17 protein-coding genes are annotated in these 18,775 nt (G+C 71.7%); 8 read left to right on the top strand and 9 right to left on the bottom strand.

The window, feature by feature from the left end; all coding sequences use genetic code 11:
• The first annotated feature begins 48 nt into the window (after positions 1-48).
• Entirely contained in the window at positions 49-1,116 is a 1,068-nt protein-coding gene (locus B7C62_12820) for a regulator (protein ID ARF77135.1), read from the top strand.
• Here the strand turns inward: B7C62_12820 and B7C62_12815 are convergent.
• Together B7C62_12815 and B7C62_12810 are read right to left on the bottom strand one after the other, a co-directional pair.
• Complete coding sequence (locus tag B7C62_12815) at positions 1,100-1,876, bottom strand: ADP-ribose pyrophosphatase (protein ARF73049.1); 777 nt, start codon at positions 1,874-1,876, stop codon at positions 1,100-1,102. The two genes, B7C62_12820 and B7C62_12815, sit on opposite strands and share 17 nt — an antisense overlap.
• A gap of 1,856 nt (positions 1,877-3,732) precedes the next feature.
• Entirely contained in the window at positions 3,733-5,502 is a 1,770-nt protein-coding gene (locus B7C62_12810) for a phospholipid carrier-dependent glycosyltransferase (GenBank protein ARF73048.1), read from the bottom strand.
• Between the two features lie 62 nt (positions 5,503-5,564).
• Here B7C62_12810 and B7C62_12805 point away from each other — a divergent pair, with 62 nt between their 5' ends.
• Complete coding sequence (locus B7C62_12805) at positions 5,565-6,428, top strand: 16S rRNA (cytidine(1402)-2'-O)-methyltransferase (GenBank protein ID ARF73047.1); 864 nt, start codon at positions 5,565-5,567, stop codon at positions 6,426-6,428.
• A 1-nt stretch (position 6,429) separates the two neighbouring features.
• Here B7C62_12805 and B7C62_12800 read toward each other — a convergent pair whose 3' ends face one another.
• Genes B7C62_12800 through B7C62_12785 form a run of 4 tightly spaced genes read right to left on the bottom strand, consistent with a single transcriptional unit; the run spans position 6,430 to position 10,221 of the window.
• Complete coding sequence (locus B7C62_12800) at positions 6,430-7,494, bottom strand: penicillin-binding protein (protein ID ARF73046.1); 1,065 nt, start codon at positions 7,492-7,494, stop codon at positions 6,430-6,432.
• On the bottom strand, positions 7,491-8,423 hold the full coding sequence (locus tag B7C62_12795) for a hypothetical protein (GenBank protein ID ARF73045.1): 933 nt from the start codon (positions 8,421-8,423) through the stop codon (positions 7,491-7,493). Before B7C62_12795 ends, B7C62_12800 begins: the two co-directional genes overlap by 4 nt.
• Positions 8,420-9,520 (bottom strand): hypothetical protein, encoded by a 1,101-nt coding sequence (locus tag B7C62_12790; GenBank protein ARF73044.1) that lies wholly within the window; start codon positions 9,518-9,520, stop codon positions 8,420-8,422. Before B7C62_12790 ends, B7C62_12795 begins: the two co-directional genes overlap by 4 nt.
• Entirely contained in the window at positions 9,517-10,221 is a 705-nt protein-coding gene (locus B7C62_12785; GenBank protein ID ARF73043.1) for a hypothetical protein, read from the bottom strand. Before B7C62_12785 ends, B7C62_12790 begins: the two co-directional genes overlap by 4 nt.
• Positions 10,222-10,898: 677 nt before the next feature.
• On the opposite strand from B7C62_12785, the gene B7C62_12780 reads away from it, so the two are divergent.
• The 5 genes from B7C62_12780 to B7C62_12760 all read left to right on the top strand — a co-directional run bounded on the left by B7C62_12780 (position 10,899) and on the right by B7C62_12760 (position 15,719).
• On the top strand, positions 10,899-11,267 hold the full coding sequence (locus tag B7C62_12780) for a hypothetical protein (protein ID ARF73042.1): 369 nt from the start codon (positions 10,899-10,901) through the stop codon (positions 11,265-11,267).
• Positions 11,268-11,402: 135 nt separating this feature from the next.
• Positions 11,403-12,269 (top strand): AraC family transcriptional regulator, encoded by an 867-nt coding sequence (locus tag B7C62_12775; GenBank protein ID ARF73041.1) that lies wholly within the window; start codon positions 11,403-11,405, stop codon positions 12,267-12,269.
• Positions 12,270-12,454: 185 nt separating this feature from the next.
• Positions 12,455-13,876 (top strand): resuscitation-promoting factor, encoded by a 1,422-nt coding sequence (locus B7C62_12770; GenBank protein ID ARF73040.1) that lies wholly within the window; start codon positions 12,455-12,457, stop codon positions 13,874-13,876.
• Positions 13,873-14,745 carry a 16S rRNA (adenine(1518)-N(6)/adenine(1519)-N(6))-dimethyltransferase gene (locus tag B7C62_12765; GenBank protein ARF73039.1) on the top strand — a complete coding sequence of 291 codons (873 nt, stop codon included), beginning with the start codon at positions 13,873-13,875 and terminating at the stop codon, positions 14,743-14,745. Before B7C62_12770 ends, B7C62_12765 begins: the two co-directional genes overlap by 4 nt.
• Positions 14,746-14,804: 59 nt before the next feature.
• Complete coding sequence (locus tag B7C62_12760) at positions 14,805-15,719, top strand: 4-(cytidine 5'-diphospho)-2-C-methyl-D-erythritol kinase (GenBank protein ARF73038.1); 915 nt, start codon at positions 14,805-14,807, stop codon at positions 15,717-15,719.
• A 21-nt stretch (positions 15,720-15,740) separates the two neighbouring features.
• Here B7C62_12760 and B7C62_12755 read toward each other — a convergent pair whose 3' ends face one another.
• Both B7C62_12755 and B7C62_12750 read right to left on the bottom strand, forming a co-directional pair.
• The gene (locus B7C62_12755) at positions 15,741-16,226 is read right to left on the bottom strand and encodes a mini-circle protein (GenBank protein ID ARF73037.1); all 486 of its coding nucleotides are present in this window, start codon (positions 16,224-16,226) and stop codon (positions 15,741-15,743) included.
• Between the two features lie 31 nt (positions 16,227-16,257).
• Entirely contained in the window at positions 16,258-16,899 is a 642-nt protein-coding gene (locus B7C62_12750; GenBank protein ID ARF73036.1) for an SAM-dependent methyltransferase, read from the bottom strand.
• 401 nt (positions 16,900-17,300) lie between these two features.
• On the opposite strand from B7C62_12750, the gene B7C62_12745 reads away from it, so the two are divergent.
• Positions 17,301-17,873, top strand: coding sequence for an XRE family transcriptional regulator (locus B7C62_12745; protein ID ARF77134.1), 573 nt, complete (start codon positions 17,301-17,303; stop codon positions 17,871-17,873).
• Positions 17,874-17,882: 9 nt separating this feature from the next.
• Here the strand turns inward: B7C62_12745 and B7C62_12740 are convergent, their stop codons facing one another.
• Positions 17,883-18,629 (bottom strand): hypothetical protein, encoded by a 747-nt coding sequence (locus B7C62_12740; protein ID ARF73035.1) that lies wholly within the window; start codon positions 18,627-18,629, stop codon positions 17,883-17,885.
• Between the last annotated feature and the right edge of the window lie 146 nt (positions 18,630-18,775).

Genomic DNA, 18,775 nt, shown 5'->3' with positions numbered 1-18,775 from the left:
GCGGCCAGGAGAGCGCGGGGATGGTCCCAGGAGAAGCTCATCCACGAGATGCAGCGATTCGCGGAACAGCGCCTTCTCGACATCGCTTCGCCAGCGAGTCTCAAGGTCTACATCTCGGAGTGGGAGAACGGTCGCCGCACCATTACGGACCGGTACGCGGCGCTCCTCCGGCCGCTACTGGGCATCACGGACGCTGAACTTCGGGGCAGTGTGCGGGAGGTTCGCCCTGCGGCCGGTGGTTACGAGGAGCTTCTCAGCCGGATCGATTCAGCGAGCAGCCTCAGCGAGTCCATGGTCGGATCGTTTCTCGATCAGACCGAGTTGTTGCGCACGATGGACCGGCAGATGGGAGCGGCCGGGCTGGTCGACCAGATGAACGGGCACCTGGCGGCGATGGAGGACGCGTTGACCTTCGCTGTCCTTCCAGGCACCAGGCGACCTATCGCGATTGCGCTTGCCGGAGCTTCCACCCTCGCCGCCTGGCAGGCTCTGGACGCCGGTGCCGTGGAGCGAGCGTGGCGGCGGTACGAGCTGGCGAAGAAGGCAGCGCAGGACGCTGAGTCCCCGCCGTACCTGGCTCACGCGATGGGTGAGCAGGCTTACGTCTTGGCCGATGCCGGCCGCCCGCTGCTCGCGGTCGAGTTGGTACGGGACGCGCAGCGCACACAGGCTGAGCGCCAGTCACCGCGACTTCGTGCTTGGCTTGCTGCCGCTGAGGCGGAGCTGTGCGCCGCTGTCGGCGTGGACATGGCGTCGGAGGCACGTGCAGCGTTGGAGCGCGCGGAAGCCCTGCTGCCGGACGACGGAGAGGTGCGTGACCCGGACATGTTGAGTATCTTCCTCAACACCGGTCACCTCACGCGCTGGCGGGGAAACGTACTGGCCAAGCTCGGTGACGAGTCAGCTATGGACGAGCTGTACACGTCGCTGAACAGTGCCGACCCATCGTTCGTGCGTGCCAGCGCGGGAGTGCACTGCGATCTCACGCAGGCCCACCTTGCGCGAGGCGAGTTGGATCAAGCCCGAAGCCACCTTCAAAGGGCAAGGCTGGCGGCGAACCGCACGGGGTCCGTGCGGTATCGCCAGCGGGTGGAGCTGCTTACCGGGCGGCTGTAGGCCGCGAGGAGAGGAGGTGGAGGAGGGCGACGATCGTTCCGGACCCCATCAGCTTGCCCTCGCTCATCAGGCCGGGGATCTCGTCCAACGGAACCCATGCGACGTGCCCGGCTTCCTCGGCGTCGGTGGGTTCTCCGACGTGAGTGGCGCCCCTCGCCACGAAGATCTCGTGCGGCGAATCGACCATGCCGATCATGGGCTGGTAGGTAACCACGTGCTCGACCTTGGCCGGGCGCCAACCGGTCTCTTCCTCCGTTTCACGTACGGCTGTGGCAGCCGGGTCCTCGTCGGCGTCCACGATTCCGCCGGGAAGTTCCCAGCCCCACTGCTGCGGTACGAAGCGATAGCGCCAGAGCATGAGTACGCGGTTCTGGTCGTCGACCACAGCGGTGATTGCGACGTGGTGAAGCCGCACGACGTGGTGTTCGAAGCGCTCGACGCCGGGTGGTTCGACGTCGACCAGATCGAGATTGACCCATCGGTTGTCGTAGATGCGGCGACTGCCGTGGATCTGCCACGCCGGTAGGCCGCTCGGCGTCGGTACGCCGGTGCCGCCAGACACGTGGTAGGCGCTTCGGTCGTGCTCCTTGATGAACCGTTCGTTCGCGAGCCGTGCCAGTACCTGCCTCAGGGCTGTGCGGCCAATGTCCAGCTCGGAACTCAGCGTGCGTTCTGACGGTAGCTTGTCGCCAGGCGCGTACCTGCCCGACTCGATCCAGGACCGGATCGTCTTGTAGACCCTCTGCGTCTTGGGCTCCATCCTCGGCGCACACCTCCGGAACGTCGGCTGATGGTCGCCAGCGTAGCGGGACGGCTGCACTGATGAATCAGTCATGCGCGTCTCTCGCTTTCGTGCTTGCTCAACATGTGACTTTGGTCAGATCCGGCCCTCCCGGCGTGAGGAATTCGGGGCGCTGAGTGCGGGCTGATGGCTACCCACGGGATTGGTATTTATCGCCAACGGCTTACCTTGTGCTCAGCCCGCGAGCGGTGAGTTCGCTAATCCGGGTCATATTCATCCGCCTACGAGTTTTGTCCAGGAATGTCCTGTACCCGGAAGTATCCAGATGATTCCCTGATGTGCCTCCGAGCCTCCCTTTTGTCGAGAGAGCCTTCCCGCGTCATCATCAGCGTCCTAAAAATACACCTTGTGTCGATCACCAGCCCTCCAGAGTCTGCGAAAGTCTCCACCTCGTCCTTATTGGATGCCAATGGGGATTGCCGAGTGTCGGGGTCTTTCGCCAACTCCTGGTTCACGATGTACCAAATCGATGACGGTTCTTTGCCTGTCTCTTTGAGGTATCTATTTGCAAATCTGCTCAGGCGAAGCAAGTCGTTAAGTTGTGCTCCGCGTGAATACCCGCGCACTTCTGTAATCGCGATCCATTCTGGGATGTCTGGATCGGAGACCCTAAGGTCCTCCCGGCGGTCTCCTGGAGACGAAAATTCCTTGTCGGAATTCTTGACCAGGAATCCGAGCTCCCGGAGAGACTGTTCCACCTGCTCAACTAGTTCGTCACCATTGGTGGTGATTAGTTTTCTGACTGTGGAATCGATTTCCGTCGCCTTTTCTTTTAGCTTGCCCCTAAGGGCTACTTTCTCGCTTTCAAGTTTCGCAATTGTCTCGGTGAGTTCGGTTTCCACTTTCTCTAGGCGACCGCTGATCGCCTTCTCCTCTGGGCTCATCCACGGCTCCCGCTCCCGCCATTCCTCTGCGAGGGGAAACCGGTCTGGGTGCAGCGTGCTCCAGCTTTGGAGAGCCGCAGAGATCCACTTAGTTAGATCGCACCCCACATCGGGGAGCCACCATGTTTCTGACTCTGTCCTCGATATTTTGCCAGCGAGAACCTTATCGGCTGCATCCGTAAGGAAGGGGGTTACGGCGGGATGTCTATCGTGATTTGTGTCAACCCTATTTTGCGCCGAAATGAAGGACCAGTGTTCATTGATAGACCGCTTCTGGACCTTCGGCAGCAAGTCGTTTCGGCTAAGAGATCGAACTTCTGCTGGGCAATCATCTGGCAAGACGAAGTGGGTTGCGTTAGTTGTCCAGTTCGCGTTTACCCAGACGGTTGAAGTTCCCGCACCTGCCTTTCCGATGTAGCTACCGCCTACTCGGAATACGTTGAGATGGCTAAGAAGGGAAATTTCCCCTCCCTTAGTTACAACGGCATCCCACTCTTCTTGTCGGATATCTCCGATGTCGACACTGGTGGCCAGTCGAACGGTAGGGACGATTTTTCTGATGTGCTGGACTATTTCCTCGTCTTGCGTGAAGCCGTGAATTAGAATTCTCGGTTGCGGGAGGTGGCCAAACACTTCAGGCAATTTGGATCCCCTCGGGGGTGGCTCGGGCACACGGTTGTGATGACGTCGTCGTAGCCGTATTTTGCCACCACATCACGCCTCTGGGGTGGCGTTTAGGGCTGAAGCAGGGGCCGTCGGTGGGACCGCGCGCTTTGGCGCTGGGCGTCCAAGGTAAGTAGCGGAACGGGCTAGAGGAAGCCTCCGACCCGGCAGCGGTTCGGGCGAACCTGCACGAGTGATTCTGGTGGGCCGTCGTGGGCCGTGGAACGACGGCCCACGACGACCAGCAGCCACCACCAACGACCACGGCTACACCCACGTATCCAGCCACATCCGGTCCCGCCACAGGTCCTCCGGGATCGAGGTCCCCGTGTACAGGGGGTAGAAGTAGATGAAGTTCCAGATGATCAGGAGCACCAGGACGCCCGCCGCGATCGCCCCCAGGGTGCGGCGGCGTTCGCCCGTCGGGTCGCCGGAGTTCAGGCCCAGTTCGGCGCGGGCGCCCGTGCCCGCCGCCGGGCCCACGATCGCGCCCAGCATCATCGTCACGGCCAGGCAGAGGAACGGGACGAACACCACCGCGTAGAACAGGAAGATCGTGCGCTCCTGGTAGAAGAACCAGGGCACCCAGCCCGCCGCCACACCGCAGGCGATCGCACCGGCCCGCCAGTCGCGGCGGAAGAGCCAGCGCCACACCACGTACGCGAGGGCGAAGCACGCCGCCCACCACAGCAGCGGGGTGCCGATGGCGAGGACCTCGGCGGCGCACTTGCCCGTCGCCGACTCCTGGCAGCCCGTCTGCTCCTCGTAGAAGTACGAGACGGGGCGGCCGAGCACCAGCCAGCTCCAGGGGTTGGACTCGTACGTGTGGCCGGACGTCAGGCCCACGTGGAAGTCGTACACCTGGGTCTCGTAGTGCCACAGGCTCCGCAGCCAGTCCGGGAACAGCCAGCTCCAGGAGGAGTCCTTGCCCTCGGTGGCCGCCCAGTTGCGGTAGTACCCCTTGTCCGTGACGATCCAGCCGGTCCAGGACACGACGTACGTGACGATCGCGACCGGGACCGTGGAGACGAACGCGGGGACCAGGTCCCGGCGCAGCACCGCCAGATACGGCTTCGTCGCGCCCGCCGTGCGGCGCGCGCCCACGTCCCACAACACCGTCATCAGGCCGAACGCGGCCAGCACGTACAGGCCGTTCCACTTCGTCGCGAACGCCAGGCCCAGCATCACGCCCGCCGCCAGCCGCCACGGCCGCCACCCCAGGCGCAAGGTTTCCGCGATCCGGGCGTCCGGGCGCAGCACCCCCTCCTCGTCCACCGGGAGGGCGGCGGCCAGCCGTCTGCGGGCATGGTCCCGGTCCGCCACCAGGCAGCCGAACGCGGCCAGCACGAAGAACATCACGATCAGGTCGAGCAGCGCGGTCCGGCTCATCACGAAGTGCAGCCCGTCCACCGCGAGCAGCAGGCCCGCCAGGCAGCCCAGGAACGTCGAGCGGAACAGCCGTCGGCCGATCCGGCAGAGCATGAGGACGGAGAGCGTGCCGAGCACCGCCACCATGAAGCGCCAGCCGAACGGCGTGAAGCCGAACATCTGCTCGCCGAACCCGATGATCCACTTGCCGACCGGCGGGTGCACCACATACCCCGGGTCGGTCGGGATCGGCACGGAGGACGGGTCCTTCAGGATCAGCTTGTCGACGTCCTTGGGCCACGACCCCTCGTACCCCTGGTTGACCAGCGCCCACGCGTCCTTCGCGTAGTACGTCTCGTCGAATATCACCGCGCGCGGCTGGTCCAGCTTCCAGAAGCGGAGCACCCCCGCCACCAGCGCCACCAGGAGCGGACCGCCCCAGCCCGACCACCGCACCAGGCGGTCGGCCACCTGCGGCGGGACCGCGAAGACGGACCACAGCTGCCGTCCCGGCCGGGTGTACGGCGGGTCCAGCCGGTCGCGGAGCGGCGTCTCCGGGCGGGGGACATGGCCGAAACGGCGCAACCGCCGCTGCCAGGAGGTCGGCTCTTCGCCGAGCGGGTCCCCGGCGTCCTGGCCCCGCTGGGTCTCGGGTGCGGTACTCGTCACCGCGCCATCGTAGGGAACGCATCTGTGCGAAGGGCGCTGCCCGTGCTGCGAGGATGGCTGATGTGACTGGAACGACTGGAACGCTCGTGCTCGCAGGGACCCCCATCGGTGACGTGGCGGACGCCCCGCCACGCCTGGCCGCCGAACTGGAGCGGGCCGACGTCGTCGCCGCCGAGGACACCCGGCGGCTGCGCCGCCTCACCCAAGCGCTCGGCATCCACACCTCGGGGCGTGTCGTCTCGTACTTCGAGGGCAACGAGTCCGCCCGTACGCCGGAGCTCGTCGAGGCCCTGACCGGTGGCGCCCGGGTGCTGCTGGTCACGGACGCCGGGATGCCGTCCGTCTCCGACCCCGGCTACCGGCTCGTCGCCGCCGCCGTGGAGCAGGACATCCGCGTCACCGCCGTACCGGGGCCGTCCGCCGTCCTCACCGCCCTCGCCCTCTCCGGACTGCCCGTCGACCGCTTCTGCTTCGAGGGGTTCCTGCCGCGCAAGGCCGGTGAGCGGCTCTCCCGGCTCCGGGAGAACGCCGACGAGCGGCGCACCATGGTCTTCTTCGAGGCCCCCCACCGGCTGGACGACACCCTCGCCGCCATGGCCGAGGTCTTCGGCGCCGAGCGGCGCGCCGCCGTCTGCCGGGAGCTGACCAAGACGTACGAGGAGGTCAAGCGCGGTCCGCTCGGCGAGCTGGCCGTATGGGCCGCCGACGGCGTACGGGGCGAGATCACCGTCGTGGTCGAAGGCGCCTCCGACTCCGGTGCCGAGGGGCTGGACGCCGAGGAGCTCGTACGGCGCGTGCGGGTGCGCGAGGAGGCGGGGGAGCGGCGCAAGGAGGCCATCGCCGCCGTCGCCGCCGCCGCCGGGCTGCCCAAGCGGGAGGTGTTCGACGCGGTGGTGGCCGCCAAGAACGCGGAGAAGGCACCCTAGTTCAGGGGGTTTCCGTCAGCAGCTCGTACGCCGTCGCCACGAACGTGTCCTTCCGGTGCACCCGCCGTGTCGCCGTCGCCGCCACCGCCAGGCCCGTATCCGGGCGGAAGCCCAGGAACGCCTGCTGGCCGAGGGTCGCTCCGGCGTGGAAGAGGACCGGACCGTACGGGGACGGGTGCTGGAACCACGTCAGCGTGTGCGTGTGCGCGTGGCGGAGGCCGCGCCGCAGCACCGGGCGGACCACCTCGGCGAGCGCGGCACCCAGCGCCGGGTCGGTCGGGGCGCCCGGAGCAGCCCCCGTATGCGCCTCCAGGAACGTCAGCAGGTCCAGCGGCGTCGACCGCAGCGCCCCCGCCGCCGTGAAGCCCCCCGTGTCCAGCGCGGGCAGCGGCGTCCCGTCACGGCGGTGGCCGGTCGCGTCGGTGCCGTCGGGGCCCGGGCGCAGCAGCGTGGCCTCCAGGCCCAGCGGGGCCAGCACCTGCTGGGTCAGCAGCACCTCCCACGGGGTCCCGGTGGCGGCGGCGAGGGTGTGGCCGAGGACGGAGACCGCGAAGTTCGAGTAGTGCCAGCGGGTGCCGGGGCGGTGGCGCGGGCGGGCCCGGAGGAAGGCCCGCACCACCCGGTCCGCCGGGTAGTTCCCGTACGGGTCGCTCGACCAGCGCGGCACCGCCTGCGGGTAGAAGTCGGCGGGCAGCCCCGGCAGCCCCGAGGTGTGGGTGAGCAGATGGCGCAGGGTGATCCGGCGCACCGAGGGGTGCACCGGCAGGCCCGGGGCCAGCAGGTCCGCCGCCCGGTCCTCGTACCGCACCCTCCCCTGCGCCACCAGCCGCGCCAGCAGCAGCCCCGCGAACGGCTTCGACGCCGAGCCCAGTTCGTAGCGCAGCCGCTCCCGGGGGATCGGGCCCGGCTCCGCGCCGCCGCCTGTGTGGACCGTACGGACCCCGCCCCGGCTGATCGCGAGCACCACGTCCGGGGCGTCGATCCGCCCGGCCGCCTCCGCGAGCAGGCGTGCGGTGGAGGCCGGGGAGCCGGGGGCGTCCAGGCGGGGCACGGTGACGTCCGTCATGCCGGGGCCGGTTCCGCGCTCAGGTCCGACAGGGCCCGGCTCATCGCCAGCGCCGAGGCGAACGCGGCGACCAGCGTCGGGTGGTAGACGAGGTCGAACACCGCCTCCTCGTCCCCCTCCGGCATGTCGCCCACCACCGGCATCGCCCCGTCCGGCTGCTGCGCCTGCGCGAAGCCCGCCCAGGCCGCCGGGTCCAGCGTCGGTTCCGGCAGGCACGCGTCCACGACCAGCAGTTCGCCCAGCAGGTCCCAGCGCTTCAGGTCCAGCCAGTCGTCCAGCCAGGCGGGCAGCCACAGCGCCAGGTACTCCGCGATGTCGGCGGGCAGCCCGGCCGGTTTCTCGCCCCAGTCGGTGAGGTGGAAGACCGTGTGCGTGATGTCGTAGCCGATGTGGCCCTCCACCGTCCACGGCTCGGCCCGCCGCGCCAGCCAGGTGTGCGCGAGCGCCGCCGTCTCCGGAACGCTCGGCTCCACCCCGAACCGCCGCTCGATCGCGCTGAGCCCCAGCCGCCGCACCGGCAGCACCTCCAGCCCCGCCCAGCTGGCCAGCCGGTGGTTGAGCCGGATCGCCGACTCCAGGTCCGGCTGCCGGTAGCCCAGCTCCCGGAACGGTACGTAGACCTCCAGCGGCACCGGCGAGAGCGGTTCGCGCCGCTGGCCCTCCAGCAGCCGCGCCCCGGAGCCCAGCAGCTCGTGCCAGGCGTGGTCCAGGAGCTTGTGCGCGAGCGCCGACTGCTGGGAGCCCGCCACGCCCTCGCGGAAGATGACCTTCCCGATCAGCGCCAGCTCGCCCAGCGGCTTGAACCGGTCCAGCACGCCCGCCTCCGGCGCCGGGTCCGCCTCCAGCCGGAACCCCTCCCGGTGCTCGTACAGCCAGCCCAGGGCCTTCGCCCCGACGTCGTGGATCTGCTGGATGCCGCTGCTGCTCATGGGATGTGCCCTTCCCGGCCGGGAGCCGTTTCGCCTGGTTGAGTTCCTGGCTGCCGCAGCGACCTGAGCGACAGGGCCGCCGCGAAGGCTGTGACGAGCGTGGAGTGGTAGCAGTCGATGAAGGGGTACGGGTCGGGGGCCTCCCCGGGGCCCGGCGCGGGGTCCCGTGCCGGTACGCCCGTCTCCGGGACGCAGCCGCTCGCATGCTGGACGTCGGCCAGCACCGGCCAGACCGCGTCCAGCAGCTCCACGGGCGCCGGGCCCGGCAGCGAGGCGGCCACGGCGAGCAGCTCGCCGGTCAGGTCCCACTGGCCGCTCTCCAGACAGCCGTCGGCCCACGCGGGCAGCCAGGTCCGCAGATAGCCGTCGATCTTCTGCGGCACCCGGTCGGGCATCCGGCCCCAGTCGGTGAGGTGGAAGACGGTGTGGGTCAGCGCGTAGCCGGACGGGCCCTCGAACATCCAGGGCTCCGAGAGACCGCCCAGCCAGGTCCGGGACAGCACCCCGCCCGCGTCCGTATGGGTCACCACCCCCACCCGCCGCTCCGAGTTGACCAGCCCGAGCTGCCGGTTGGCGTGCTGCTCGGTGTGGGCCCAGGCGCGGGTCGCGGTGAGCGGGCGGGCCAGCGCCTCGAACCCCTCGTGGCGCAGCCCGTACCCGGCGAAGGCGGCGTAGATCTCGTACGGGTACGCCGCGAAGGGTTCGAGGCGGAGCAGCTCCAGGAGCAGGTCACCCGCCTCGACCTGTTCCCAGGCGTACGCGACGAGCGCCCCCGCCACCTCGTGTTCCGGGGTGCCGGGGGCGGTGGCGGCGCGGACCGTGGAGCAGAGCTGGGCCAGTTCGCCGAGGGGTTTGAGCGTGGCGTTGACCTGGGTGCGGGGGTCCAGGACGTCGTCGGGGAGCGCGAAGTCGGCCCGGTGCGCGTCCGTCCAGGCGAGGGCCCCGCGCAGGACGTGCGGGAGGACGGCGAGCGCGGCGCCGGGGGGCGTGTGCTTCCGGGGGGCGGGGCCCGGGTGCGCCGGGGTGCGCCCCGGAGAGCCCGGCCGGCCCCCGGGGCCCGGGTGCCCCTCGGGGTCCTGCGTCGCGGTCGTCGTCATCGCGCCCTCGCCTCGGCCATCAGCCGGGCCGCCCGCACGTGCAGGGTGACGCGGGGGTCGTGGCCGCCCATCAGCTCCACGAAGTCCAGGCCGCGCTCCAGGCCCAGGGTGGCCGGTTCGCCGCCGGTCGCCACCAGCCAGCGGCCCGCGCCCGCGGCCTGGAGCCAGTCGCGCCGCCGCACCGCACGGACGAAGCCGCGCGCGAGGTCGACCGCCCGGCCCGCCGCGGCCCGCTGCACGGCCGAGGGGGCGGCCGGTACGGCGAGCGGGGCCAGCACCGAGAGCTGGTGGGTGAAGGACTGCCAGGGGGCCTCCTCCAGCCAGGCCGCGTCGGGCTCCTCGTAGCCGCTGACCGCCGTTCCCGGGGGCGGCGGTGCGATCCGCTGGAGCGTGGAGATCATGTGCCAGTGGCTCCAGGCCGTCGCGGCCGGAGCGTCGGGCTTGGGCGGGAATTCCCGTACCGCACGGTCGAGCACGGCGACATCCCCCGGATGCGGATGGTTCCCGTACAGAACACTCGGCAGCAGCAGATCTCCGCCGATGACCCGTGCGGCCGCGATTCCGGTCCGGTTCTCCTCGTCGATTCCCGCCGCGCCGCACACCGTGGCGAGGTGGTCCCCGCTCCGAAGAGCGAGGACCACCTCTGTTGCCAGGTCATGCACGGCACCCGCCAGGGGGGACGACGCATGTGTCTGGTCCATGTTCCGACGTTCAGCCCTTCTTCGGGCGCGGGGTCGGAGGCGAGAGCAGCAGGGCGCCGCCGCCCGCGAGAAGCGCGAGGTAGGCGCATTCGCGGGTGTCGCGGTACACGCCGTCGATCTCGCCCGGGTTGAGTGCGGCGTCGAGGTCGAACTCGATGTCGGTGGCAGTGGTGTCCGTGGTGTACATGAGGTTGTTCCCCGTCCTGTGGGAAATGGGGTGGACGTAACGAGTGAAAAGGAGGAATGCGGGCTCCGCAAATCGGGGAGCGTGAGCGGTGGAAATCACGTATTCAATTGAATGATGAATTCATGGGCCTAATGGGTGAGGGTGCCGCGTGAATTCGGGGAATTTCCGGGGGGTGGGGCGGGGGTAGTGCGCGGGCGCATTCACCCTGGACGGCGGGCGCGCGTGGGGGCGCTCGGTGGTCTCCCGGTGGTGCGGGTTCCGGTCCGCCGGTCACGGACTGCCCGCCGGAAGCCCTCCGGCGGGCCATGCGGCGGCAAAGGGCGCCCAAAGGACGGCAAGAACGCACCAATATCGCCGCTGAGCTGGTGCGTCCGTCCGTACGCGGGTGTCCACTGGAAGGGACGGACCACCTGTCCGACTCCCCTCGGGCTGGTCGGCCGTCCCCGGAGTGCCTGACCGGCGGCCTGACCGGCGGACAAGAGGAGCGGGTATGACCGAGATCGCAGCGACCACCGTCCACGAGGCGTACGCCTTCGCCTGCATGCGGTGCGGGTACGGCTGGGAGCAGTCCTACGAGATAGAGCACCACGTTGACGGCGACGGCCACGCGTTCGTCGTCTACACGGCCGACGGCGAGCGGGTGCCGTCCCCGCTCTCCACGCCCACCTGCGCCAACTGCGGCGGGCACGTGGTCCGCATCATGCGGGCCGGGCAGGTGGCCGACGCGCAGAAGCTGCTCCAGCGCCGGCCGGAGCCCAAGCGGGCGGCGGAGCCCGCCGGGTCCGGTGAGGCCGTCGGCGCCGACGGCGGACCGGAGCGCCACCACTGGAGGCTGCTGGACCTGTTCCACCGCAGGTGAGAACCGGGGGCGTGCGCGACCGGGAACCCGGGGGCGTGCGCGACCGGCGCGGTCGAGGTCGCGCCTCCCCGTGTGCGCGCCGTGAGGCCCCGGTCCTCGTACGCCGGTGGACCGGGCCCTCGTAAAGTCGTCCGCATGAGCCGTACCGAAGCCCCGCCGCTGCCCGAACCCCTCCGGGTCCCGGTCGCCGACTCCCACACCCACCTGGACATGCAGGACTCCACCGTCGAGGAGGCCCTCGCCCGGGCCGCCGCGGTGAACGTCACGGCGGTGGTCCAAGTGGGCTGCGACGTGGCGGGCTCCCGCTGGGCCGCCGAGACCGCCGCCGCCCACACCGCCGTCCACGCCTCGGTCGCCCTGCACCCCAATGAGGCCCCGCGCATCGTCCACGGCGATCCGGACGGGACCGCGCGGCAGGGGGCCCGGGAGCCCGGCGGGAGGGCGGCGCTGGACGAGGCGCTGGCGGAGATCGACGCGCTGGCCGCCCTCGGCCACGTACGCGGGGTCGGGGAGACGGGCCTCGACTTCTTCCGTACGGGCCCCGAGGGCATCGCCGCCCAGGAGGAGTCGTTCCGGGCCCACATCGAGATCGCCAAGCGGCACGGCAAGGCCCTGGTCATCCACGACCGGGACGCCCACGCGGACGTCCTGCGGGTCCTCGCGGACGCGGGTGCGCCCGAGCGGACGGTGTTCCACTGCTACTCCGGGGACGCCGAGATGGCCGAGGTCTGCGCGCGCGCCGGGTACTTCATGTCGTTCGCGGGCAACGTGACCTTCAAGAACGCCCAGCCGCTGCGCGACGCGCTCGCCGTGGCCCCCACCGAGCTGGTCCTCGTCGAGACGGACGCGCCCTTCCTCACCCCCGCCCCGTACCGGGGACGGCCCAACGCCCCCTATCTCATCCCCGTCACGCTCCGCGCGATGGCCGAGGTGAAGGGCGTCGACGAGGACACGCTGGCCGCCGCGGTCTACGACAACACGGCACGCGCGTTCGACTTTTAACTCTCCGTAGCCGTGTCGCTTGGGTGAGTCACCGAAGCTCCGCTATCGTCCCCGCGCACGGCGGGGGCGACGGGCGGATCTTCGGGAGCGGCGTGAGAACTTCGCAGGGCAGTCACCGGGCAGTGCGCGGCGGTGGCGGGAGCGGTGGACGGCGTACGGCGCCGACGCCACCGCCTCCCGCCCCGATGACCCCGCCCCCTCCCGCGTCGGCGGTCCTCCTCGGGGCGTTCCACGACCAGCCGACCGTGGCCGACGGGCTCCTCCGGAACGACCTGGCGGAAACCCTCGCGGAAGCCCCAGCCGCAGCCGCGGCCCCCGCCCACGCCCCGACCGTGGTCGACCTCCCGCTCGCCGGGCCCCCGCCCGTGGTGCCCCGCCAGGGCCCCACCCGCGCCGCCGCCCGCCGGGCCGCCAAACGCCGCCGTACGTTCGCGGGACAGCTCGCCGGGTCGTTCATGCGGCCGCTCGCCGGACCGTCCCCCGGACCGACCACGGGAAAGCCGGGCGGCGGTGGCCCCGAGACCCTGCGGCGCCTCGTCCCCCGGGCCCTCGTCCTCGCCGTCCTGGCGGGCGGCACCACCGCGTTCGTCGCCCACGACAAGGAAGTCCGGCTGGACGTCGACGGCACGCCCCGCACCCTGCACACCTTCGCCGACGACGTCACCGAGCTCCTCGCGGACGAAGGCGTCACCGTCGGCGCGTACGACCGCGTCTCCCCGGCCCCCGGCACCGGCCTGGACCACGGCGACGAGGTCACCGTCCGCTACGGCCGCCCCGTCGACCTCACGCTCGACGGCCACCACCGCCGGGTGTGGACGACGGCCGAGACGGTGGCGGAGGCCCTGCGCCGGTTCGGCGTCCGCGCCGAGGGGGCGTACCTCTCCGCCGCCCGCTCCACCCCGATCACCCGCACCGGCCTCACCCTCACCGTCCGCACCGAACGCACCGTGACCTTCCTGGCCGACGGCCAGGAACGCACCCTGCGCACCAACGCCGCCACCGTCCGCGAGGCCCTCGCCCAGGCGGGCATCACCCTGCACGGCCAGGACGCCACCTCCGTGGACCCCGCGAGCTTCCCGCGCGACGGCCAGACGGTCTCCGTCCTGCGGATCACCGACACCCGCGAGGTGCGCGAGGAGCCGATCCCGTACGCCGTCGAACGGAGCGAGGACCCCGGGATCTTCCGGGGCACCGAGGTCGTGGACCGGGCGGGGCGCAACGGCCTGCGCCGGGTCACGTACGCCGTCCGGACCGTCAACGGCGTACGGCAGAAGCCCCGCAGGACCGCCGAGGAGCTGGTCCACCGGCCGGTCAGCCGCGTCGTGCGCACCGGCACCCGGCAGCGGCCCGCGGCCGTCACCGGGGCGGACGGGCTGAACTGGTCCGCGCTCGCCGCCTGCGAGTCCGGCGGGCGGCCGGGGGCGGTCGACCCGAGCGGGACGTACGGCGGGCTCTACCAGTTCGACACGCAGACCTGGCAGTCCCTCGGCGGAGGCGGGCGCCCCCAGGACGCCCCCGCCGCCGAGCAGACGTACCGGGCGAAGAAGCTCTACGTACAGCGGGGGGCGAGTCCGTGGCCGCACTGCGGCCGTAGGCTTACCGGGTGAGCAGCACAGAGCCCGACGCCCTCCTGGGCCCCGCAGACATCCGCGACCTGGCCGCGAAGCTGGGCGTACGCCCCACCAAGCAGCGCGGTCAGAACTTCGTCATCGACGCCAACACCGTCCGCCGCATCGTGCGCACGGCCGAGGTCCGCCCGGACGACGTGGTCGTCGAGGTCGGCCCCGGGCTCGGCTCGCTGACCCTGGCGCTGCTGGAGGCGGCGGACCGGGTGGTCGCGGTCGAGATCGACGACACCCTCGCGGCCGCGCTGCCCGCCACGGTCCAGGCCCGGATGCCGCAGCGCGCCGACCGGTTCGCCCTCGTCCACTCGGACGCGATGCTGGTCACCGAGCTGCCGGGCCCCGCGCCCACCGCGCTCGTCGCGAACCTCCCGTACAACGTGGCCGTGCCCGTCCTGCTCACCATGCTGGAGCGCTTCCCCAGCATCGAGCGGACCCTCGTGATGGTCCAGGCCGAGGTCGCCGACCGCCTCGCCGCCCGGCCGGGGAACAAGGTCTACGGCGTGCCGTCGGTGAAGGCCAACTGGTACGCGGAGGTCAAGCGCGCGGGCTCCATCGGCCGCAATGTCTTCTGGCCCGCCCCGAACGTCGACTCCGGCCTCGTCTCGCTGGTCCGCCGCACCGAACCGCTCGCCACCAAGGCCACCCGCGCCGAGGTCTTCGCCGTCGTGGACGCGGCCTTCGCCCAGCGCCGCAAGACGCTCCGGGCCGCGCTCTCCGGCTGGGCCGGGTCCGCGCCCGCCGCCGAGGCCGCGCTGACGGCCGCCGGGATCTCGCCGCAGGCGCGCGGGGAGTCGCTGACGGTGGAGGAGTTCGCGGCGATCGCGGAGCACAAGCCGGAGGTGTCGGAATGAGCGACGCAGAAGCCGGAGGCGCTGGGGTGAGCGGTGCGGAAGCCGGAGGTGCCGTCCCTGTGAGCGCTGTCCGTACGGGCGTCACCGTCCGCGTCCCCGCCAAGGTCAACGTGCAGCTCGCTGTGGGCGCCGCCCGCGCGGACGGCTTCCACGACCTGGCCAACGTCTTCCTCGCCGTCGGCCTGTACGACGAGGTCACCGCCACCCCCGCCGACGAACTCCGCATCACCTGCTCCGGCCCGGACGCCGCCCAGGTCCCGCTGGACGCCACCAACCTCGCCGCCCGCGCCGCCCTCGCGCTGGCCGAGCGATACGGCATCGAGCCCGCCGTCCACCTGCACATCGCCAAGGACATCCCGGTCGCGGGCGGCATGGCGGGCGGCAGCGCCGACGGGGCCGCCGCCCTGGTCGCCTGCGACGCCCTGTGGGGGACGGGCGCGAGCCGCGACGAACTGCTGGCCATCTGCGCCGAGCTGGGCAGCGATGTGCCGTTCAGCCTGGTCGGCGGGGCCGCGCTCGGTACGGGACGCGGCGAGAAGCTGACCCCGATCGAGGTGGGCGGCACGTTCCACTGGGTCTTCGCGGTGGCGGACGGGGGGCTGTCGACGCCCGCGGTGTACGGGGAGTTCGACCGGCTCACGGCCGGGACGGAGGTCCCCGAGCCGACCGCCTCGCCCGCGCTGCTCGCCGCCCTGCGCTCCGGCGACTCCGGCGCGCTCGCGGGCGCGCTGAGCAACGACCTCCAGCCCGCCGCGCTCTCCCTGCGCCCCTCCCTCGCCGACACGCTGGCGGCGGGCACGGAGGCGGGGGCGCTGGCCGCTTTGGTCTCGGGGTCCGGGCCGACGACGGCGTTCCTGGTGGCGGACGAACCGGCGGCCCGCAAGGTGGCCGACGCGCTGCTGGCGTCGGGGACCTGCCGGAACGCGCGGGTGGCTCCGGCGCCCGCGCGGGGCGCGCACGTGGTGACGGCCTGACCCTCCGGCAGAACGGTCGGCTCAGCGGCCGGTCGTACCGTCGATCAGCTCGCGCAGGATGTCCGCGTGGCCCGCGTGCCGCCCGGTCTCCTCGATCATGTGCGTGAGCGCCCACCGGACACTGGGCGCGGGCTTCCCGGCACGGGTGCGGGGGAGCGGGGCGGCCAGGTCGGCGCACCCGTCGAGGACGGCGTTCGCGCGCCCGACCGCCGTACGGTAGCGGCCGACGACCTCGTCCACGGTGTCCTCCGGCGCGGCCCGGAACGTCCCCTGCCAGTCCGTGACCTCCTCCCCGAGGAAGAGCGCGCGCTCGACGTGCGTCAGGTGGTGGAGCAGGCCGAGCAGGTTCGTCCCCGAGGGCACGGCGGCGGTCCGGACCGCCGGTTCCGGTGCGCCTTCCACCTTGGCGGCGACCGAGGTCCGCAGATAGTCGAGGAAGCCGCGCAGGGTCTCGGCCTCGGTGGTGCCGGTGCGGGGCGGCGGGGTGTCACGGGAGCTGATGGCCATGGTGGTCCGTCTCCTTCGCGGTGACCGGGCCTCAGGAGGCGCGGCGGACGACGATCAGTACGTGGTCGGTGACCTCGGCGGTCGTACCGTCCGGTCCGGTCGCGGTGCGGCGGGGCGCGTCGGCCCGCTCGACCGTCCAGTCGGCGGGGTCGAGCGCCAGGCCCTCGGCGACCTCCCGGGGGCTCGGGAAGCGGATGTCGGGGTCCTGGTTCCACGACCACGGCGCGGTCGAACCGTGGTCGACGACCAGCAGCCGCCCGCCCGGCCGCAGCGCGTGCGCGGCCCGGCGCAGGACGGCGGCCCGGTCCAGTTCGTACGGGGTGTGCAGGTAGTGCGCGGTGACCAGGTCGAACCCGCCCTCGGGACCTTCCGGGAAGGACGTGCCCAGGTCGTGCCGCTCGGCGGTGACCCGGCCGCCCAGGCCGTACGAGCCGGCCAGGGCGGTCAGCCGCTCGACCGCCACCGCCGAGAGGTCGACGGCGGTGACGCGCCACCCCCGCCGGGCCAGCCAGAGCGTGTCACCGCCCTCGCCGCAGCCGAGCTCCAGCGCCTCGCCGGGCGGCAGGTCCGCGACCGTCTCGGTGAGCCGGACGTTCGGCCGCGGGTCGGTGGCCGCGGCCCGGGCCGCGTAGATGCCGTCCCAGGAGGTGACGGCGTCGGTGGTGTTGTTCATCGGGGGCTCCTCGTGCCGGGATGGATGCGGGTGCTGGGGGAGCACGTGCTGGGGAAACGCGCGTGCCGTGGGAACACGCGCTGTCGGAACACGTGCCGTGGGAACACGCGCCGGGGAAATGCGCGCGCTGGGAGAACACGCGCTGGGTGAATGCGCGCTGTCGGGCTGCCCGCCCAGTCTTGCCAGGGCCCGGCATGATCCGCACGGGATCTTGCCGTTCCGGCAAGGACCTGCCCCGGCGGGGCGCCGTCCGGGCGAGGCGCGCCCGCGAGGTGCTCCGGCGCGTTCCCGCGAGGAGTTCACGGCAAGGTGTTTCCCGGCGGGCTGTTCCGGCGGGGTGACAGGATGGCCGGGTGGACCGTGACCGGGGCGGAAGCCTGGACGGAGCCCCGGGCGGAGCGCTGGAGGGTGTGCTCGACGCGGTGGGGCCCCGGCTGCGTGCGCTGCGCCGCGAGCGGGGCATCACCCTCGCCCGCCTCGCCGCGACGACCGGGATCTCGGAGAGCACCCTGTCCCGGCTGGAGAGCGGCCGACGCCGGGCGACCCTGGAACTGCTGCTGCCGCTGGCCCGTACGTACGACGTTCCGCTGGACGACCTCGTCGGCGCCCCGCGCACGGGCGACCCCCGGATTCACCCCGAGCCGATCCGCCGGTTCGGCATGATCTTCGTACCGCTGTCCCGGCGGCCGGGCGGCATCCACGCGTTCAAGATGATCGTCCCGGCCCGCCCGCAGCCGCTCGAACCGGTCCCGCAGACCCACGAGGGCCACGAGTGGCTCTATGTGCTCAGCGGCCGCCTCCGCCTGGTCCTCGGCGAGCGCGACCTGACGCTGCCGCCCGGCGAGGCGGCCGAGTTCGACACGTCCTTGCCGCACTGGCTGGGCAGCGCCGACGGGGGAGCGGTCGAACTGCTCATCCTGTTCGGCCCGCACGGGGCGCGTGCCCACGTACACGCCGACCCCCGTCGGCCCTGATGTGTCCTGTCACTGCCAGCGGTACGGCGTGACGCTCGGGTCGTAGGAGCAGGTGACCATCGTCCCGTTGGTGGCCTTCAGGGTGCGGCCCCGGTCGGCCTTCGGGCAGAACTGGCCGTCGACGACGGGGTGGCCGTTGGACGTGCAGGCGTACCCCTGCTTGCCGTCGGGGCAGGTGGTCATCGAGGTCCCGGCGGGCGGTGCCGGGGCGGGGGCCTGCGTGGTGGGCGCGGGCTTCGGCTTCGGGGCGGGCGGGGTGTAGGCCGGGTCGTTCTTCTGGTGCAGGTAGCCGTGGAAGCTGGTCGTGCAGTCGCTGAAGTCCTCGGCGAGCCGGACGGTGACCGTGGTGGCGGCGGTGAGCACCGCGCCGGGCCGGGGGGTGGTGGCGCAGATGTACCAGTCGTCGTGGTCCCGGGGGAGGGTGACGTCCTTGTGCCGGGCGGCGGCCGTGAGGCGCGCGGTGGATATGTCCTGGCGGGTGAGCTCCGCCCGCGCGTCCTCGTAGGTCCGGCTGTGCAGGGCGGGCATGACCGGATCGGGCGTGGCGCTCACGGTGGCCGCGGGGGTTTCCGCCGGGGCTTCCGTGGGGGAGGGGCTGACCGACGCCGTGGCGGTGGCCGTGGCCGTGGCCGTGGCCGTGTCCGTGGGCGGGGGCGCCGGGTTGCTGCCGTCGGCCTGGGTGCCGCCGCCCCCGCATCCGGCCAGGGCGAGCACGCCGAGGAGGACGACGGGGGCGAGGCGGCGGGAAATCCGCACGATGGTGGTACTCCGATTCTGGGAAACGGCGAGCGGCACGGCGGATCGCCGGACGGCCCGATGCCGCGTGTACGTCGATGAGTTCGGTCAGGGAGCCGCCGGGGCACGGGGGCTTCTCCCCGGGGGCGGCTTTTGTGCTTGTTGTA

This window comes from Kitasatospora albolonga (assembly GCA_002082585.1).
GTDB classification, from domain to species: Bacteria; Actinomycetota; Actinomycetes; order Streptomycetales; family Streptomycetaceae; genus Streptomyces; species Streptomyces stephensoniae.
This window is presented reverse-complemented; position numbering and strand designations above follow the sequence as displayed.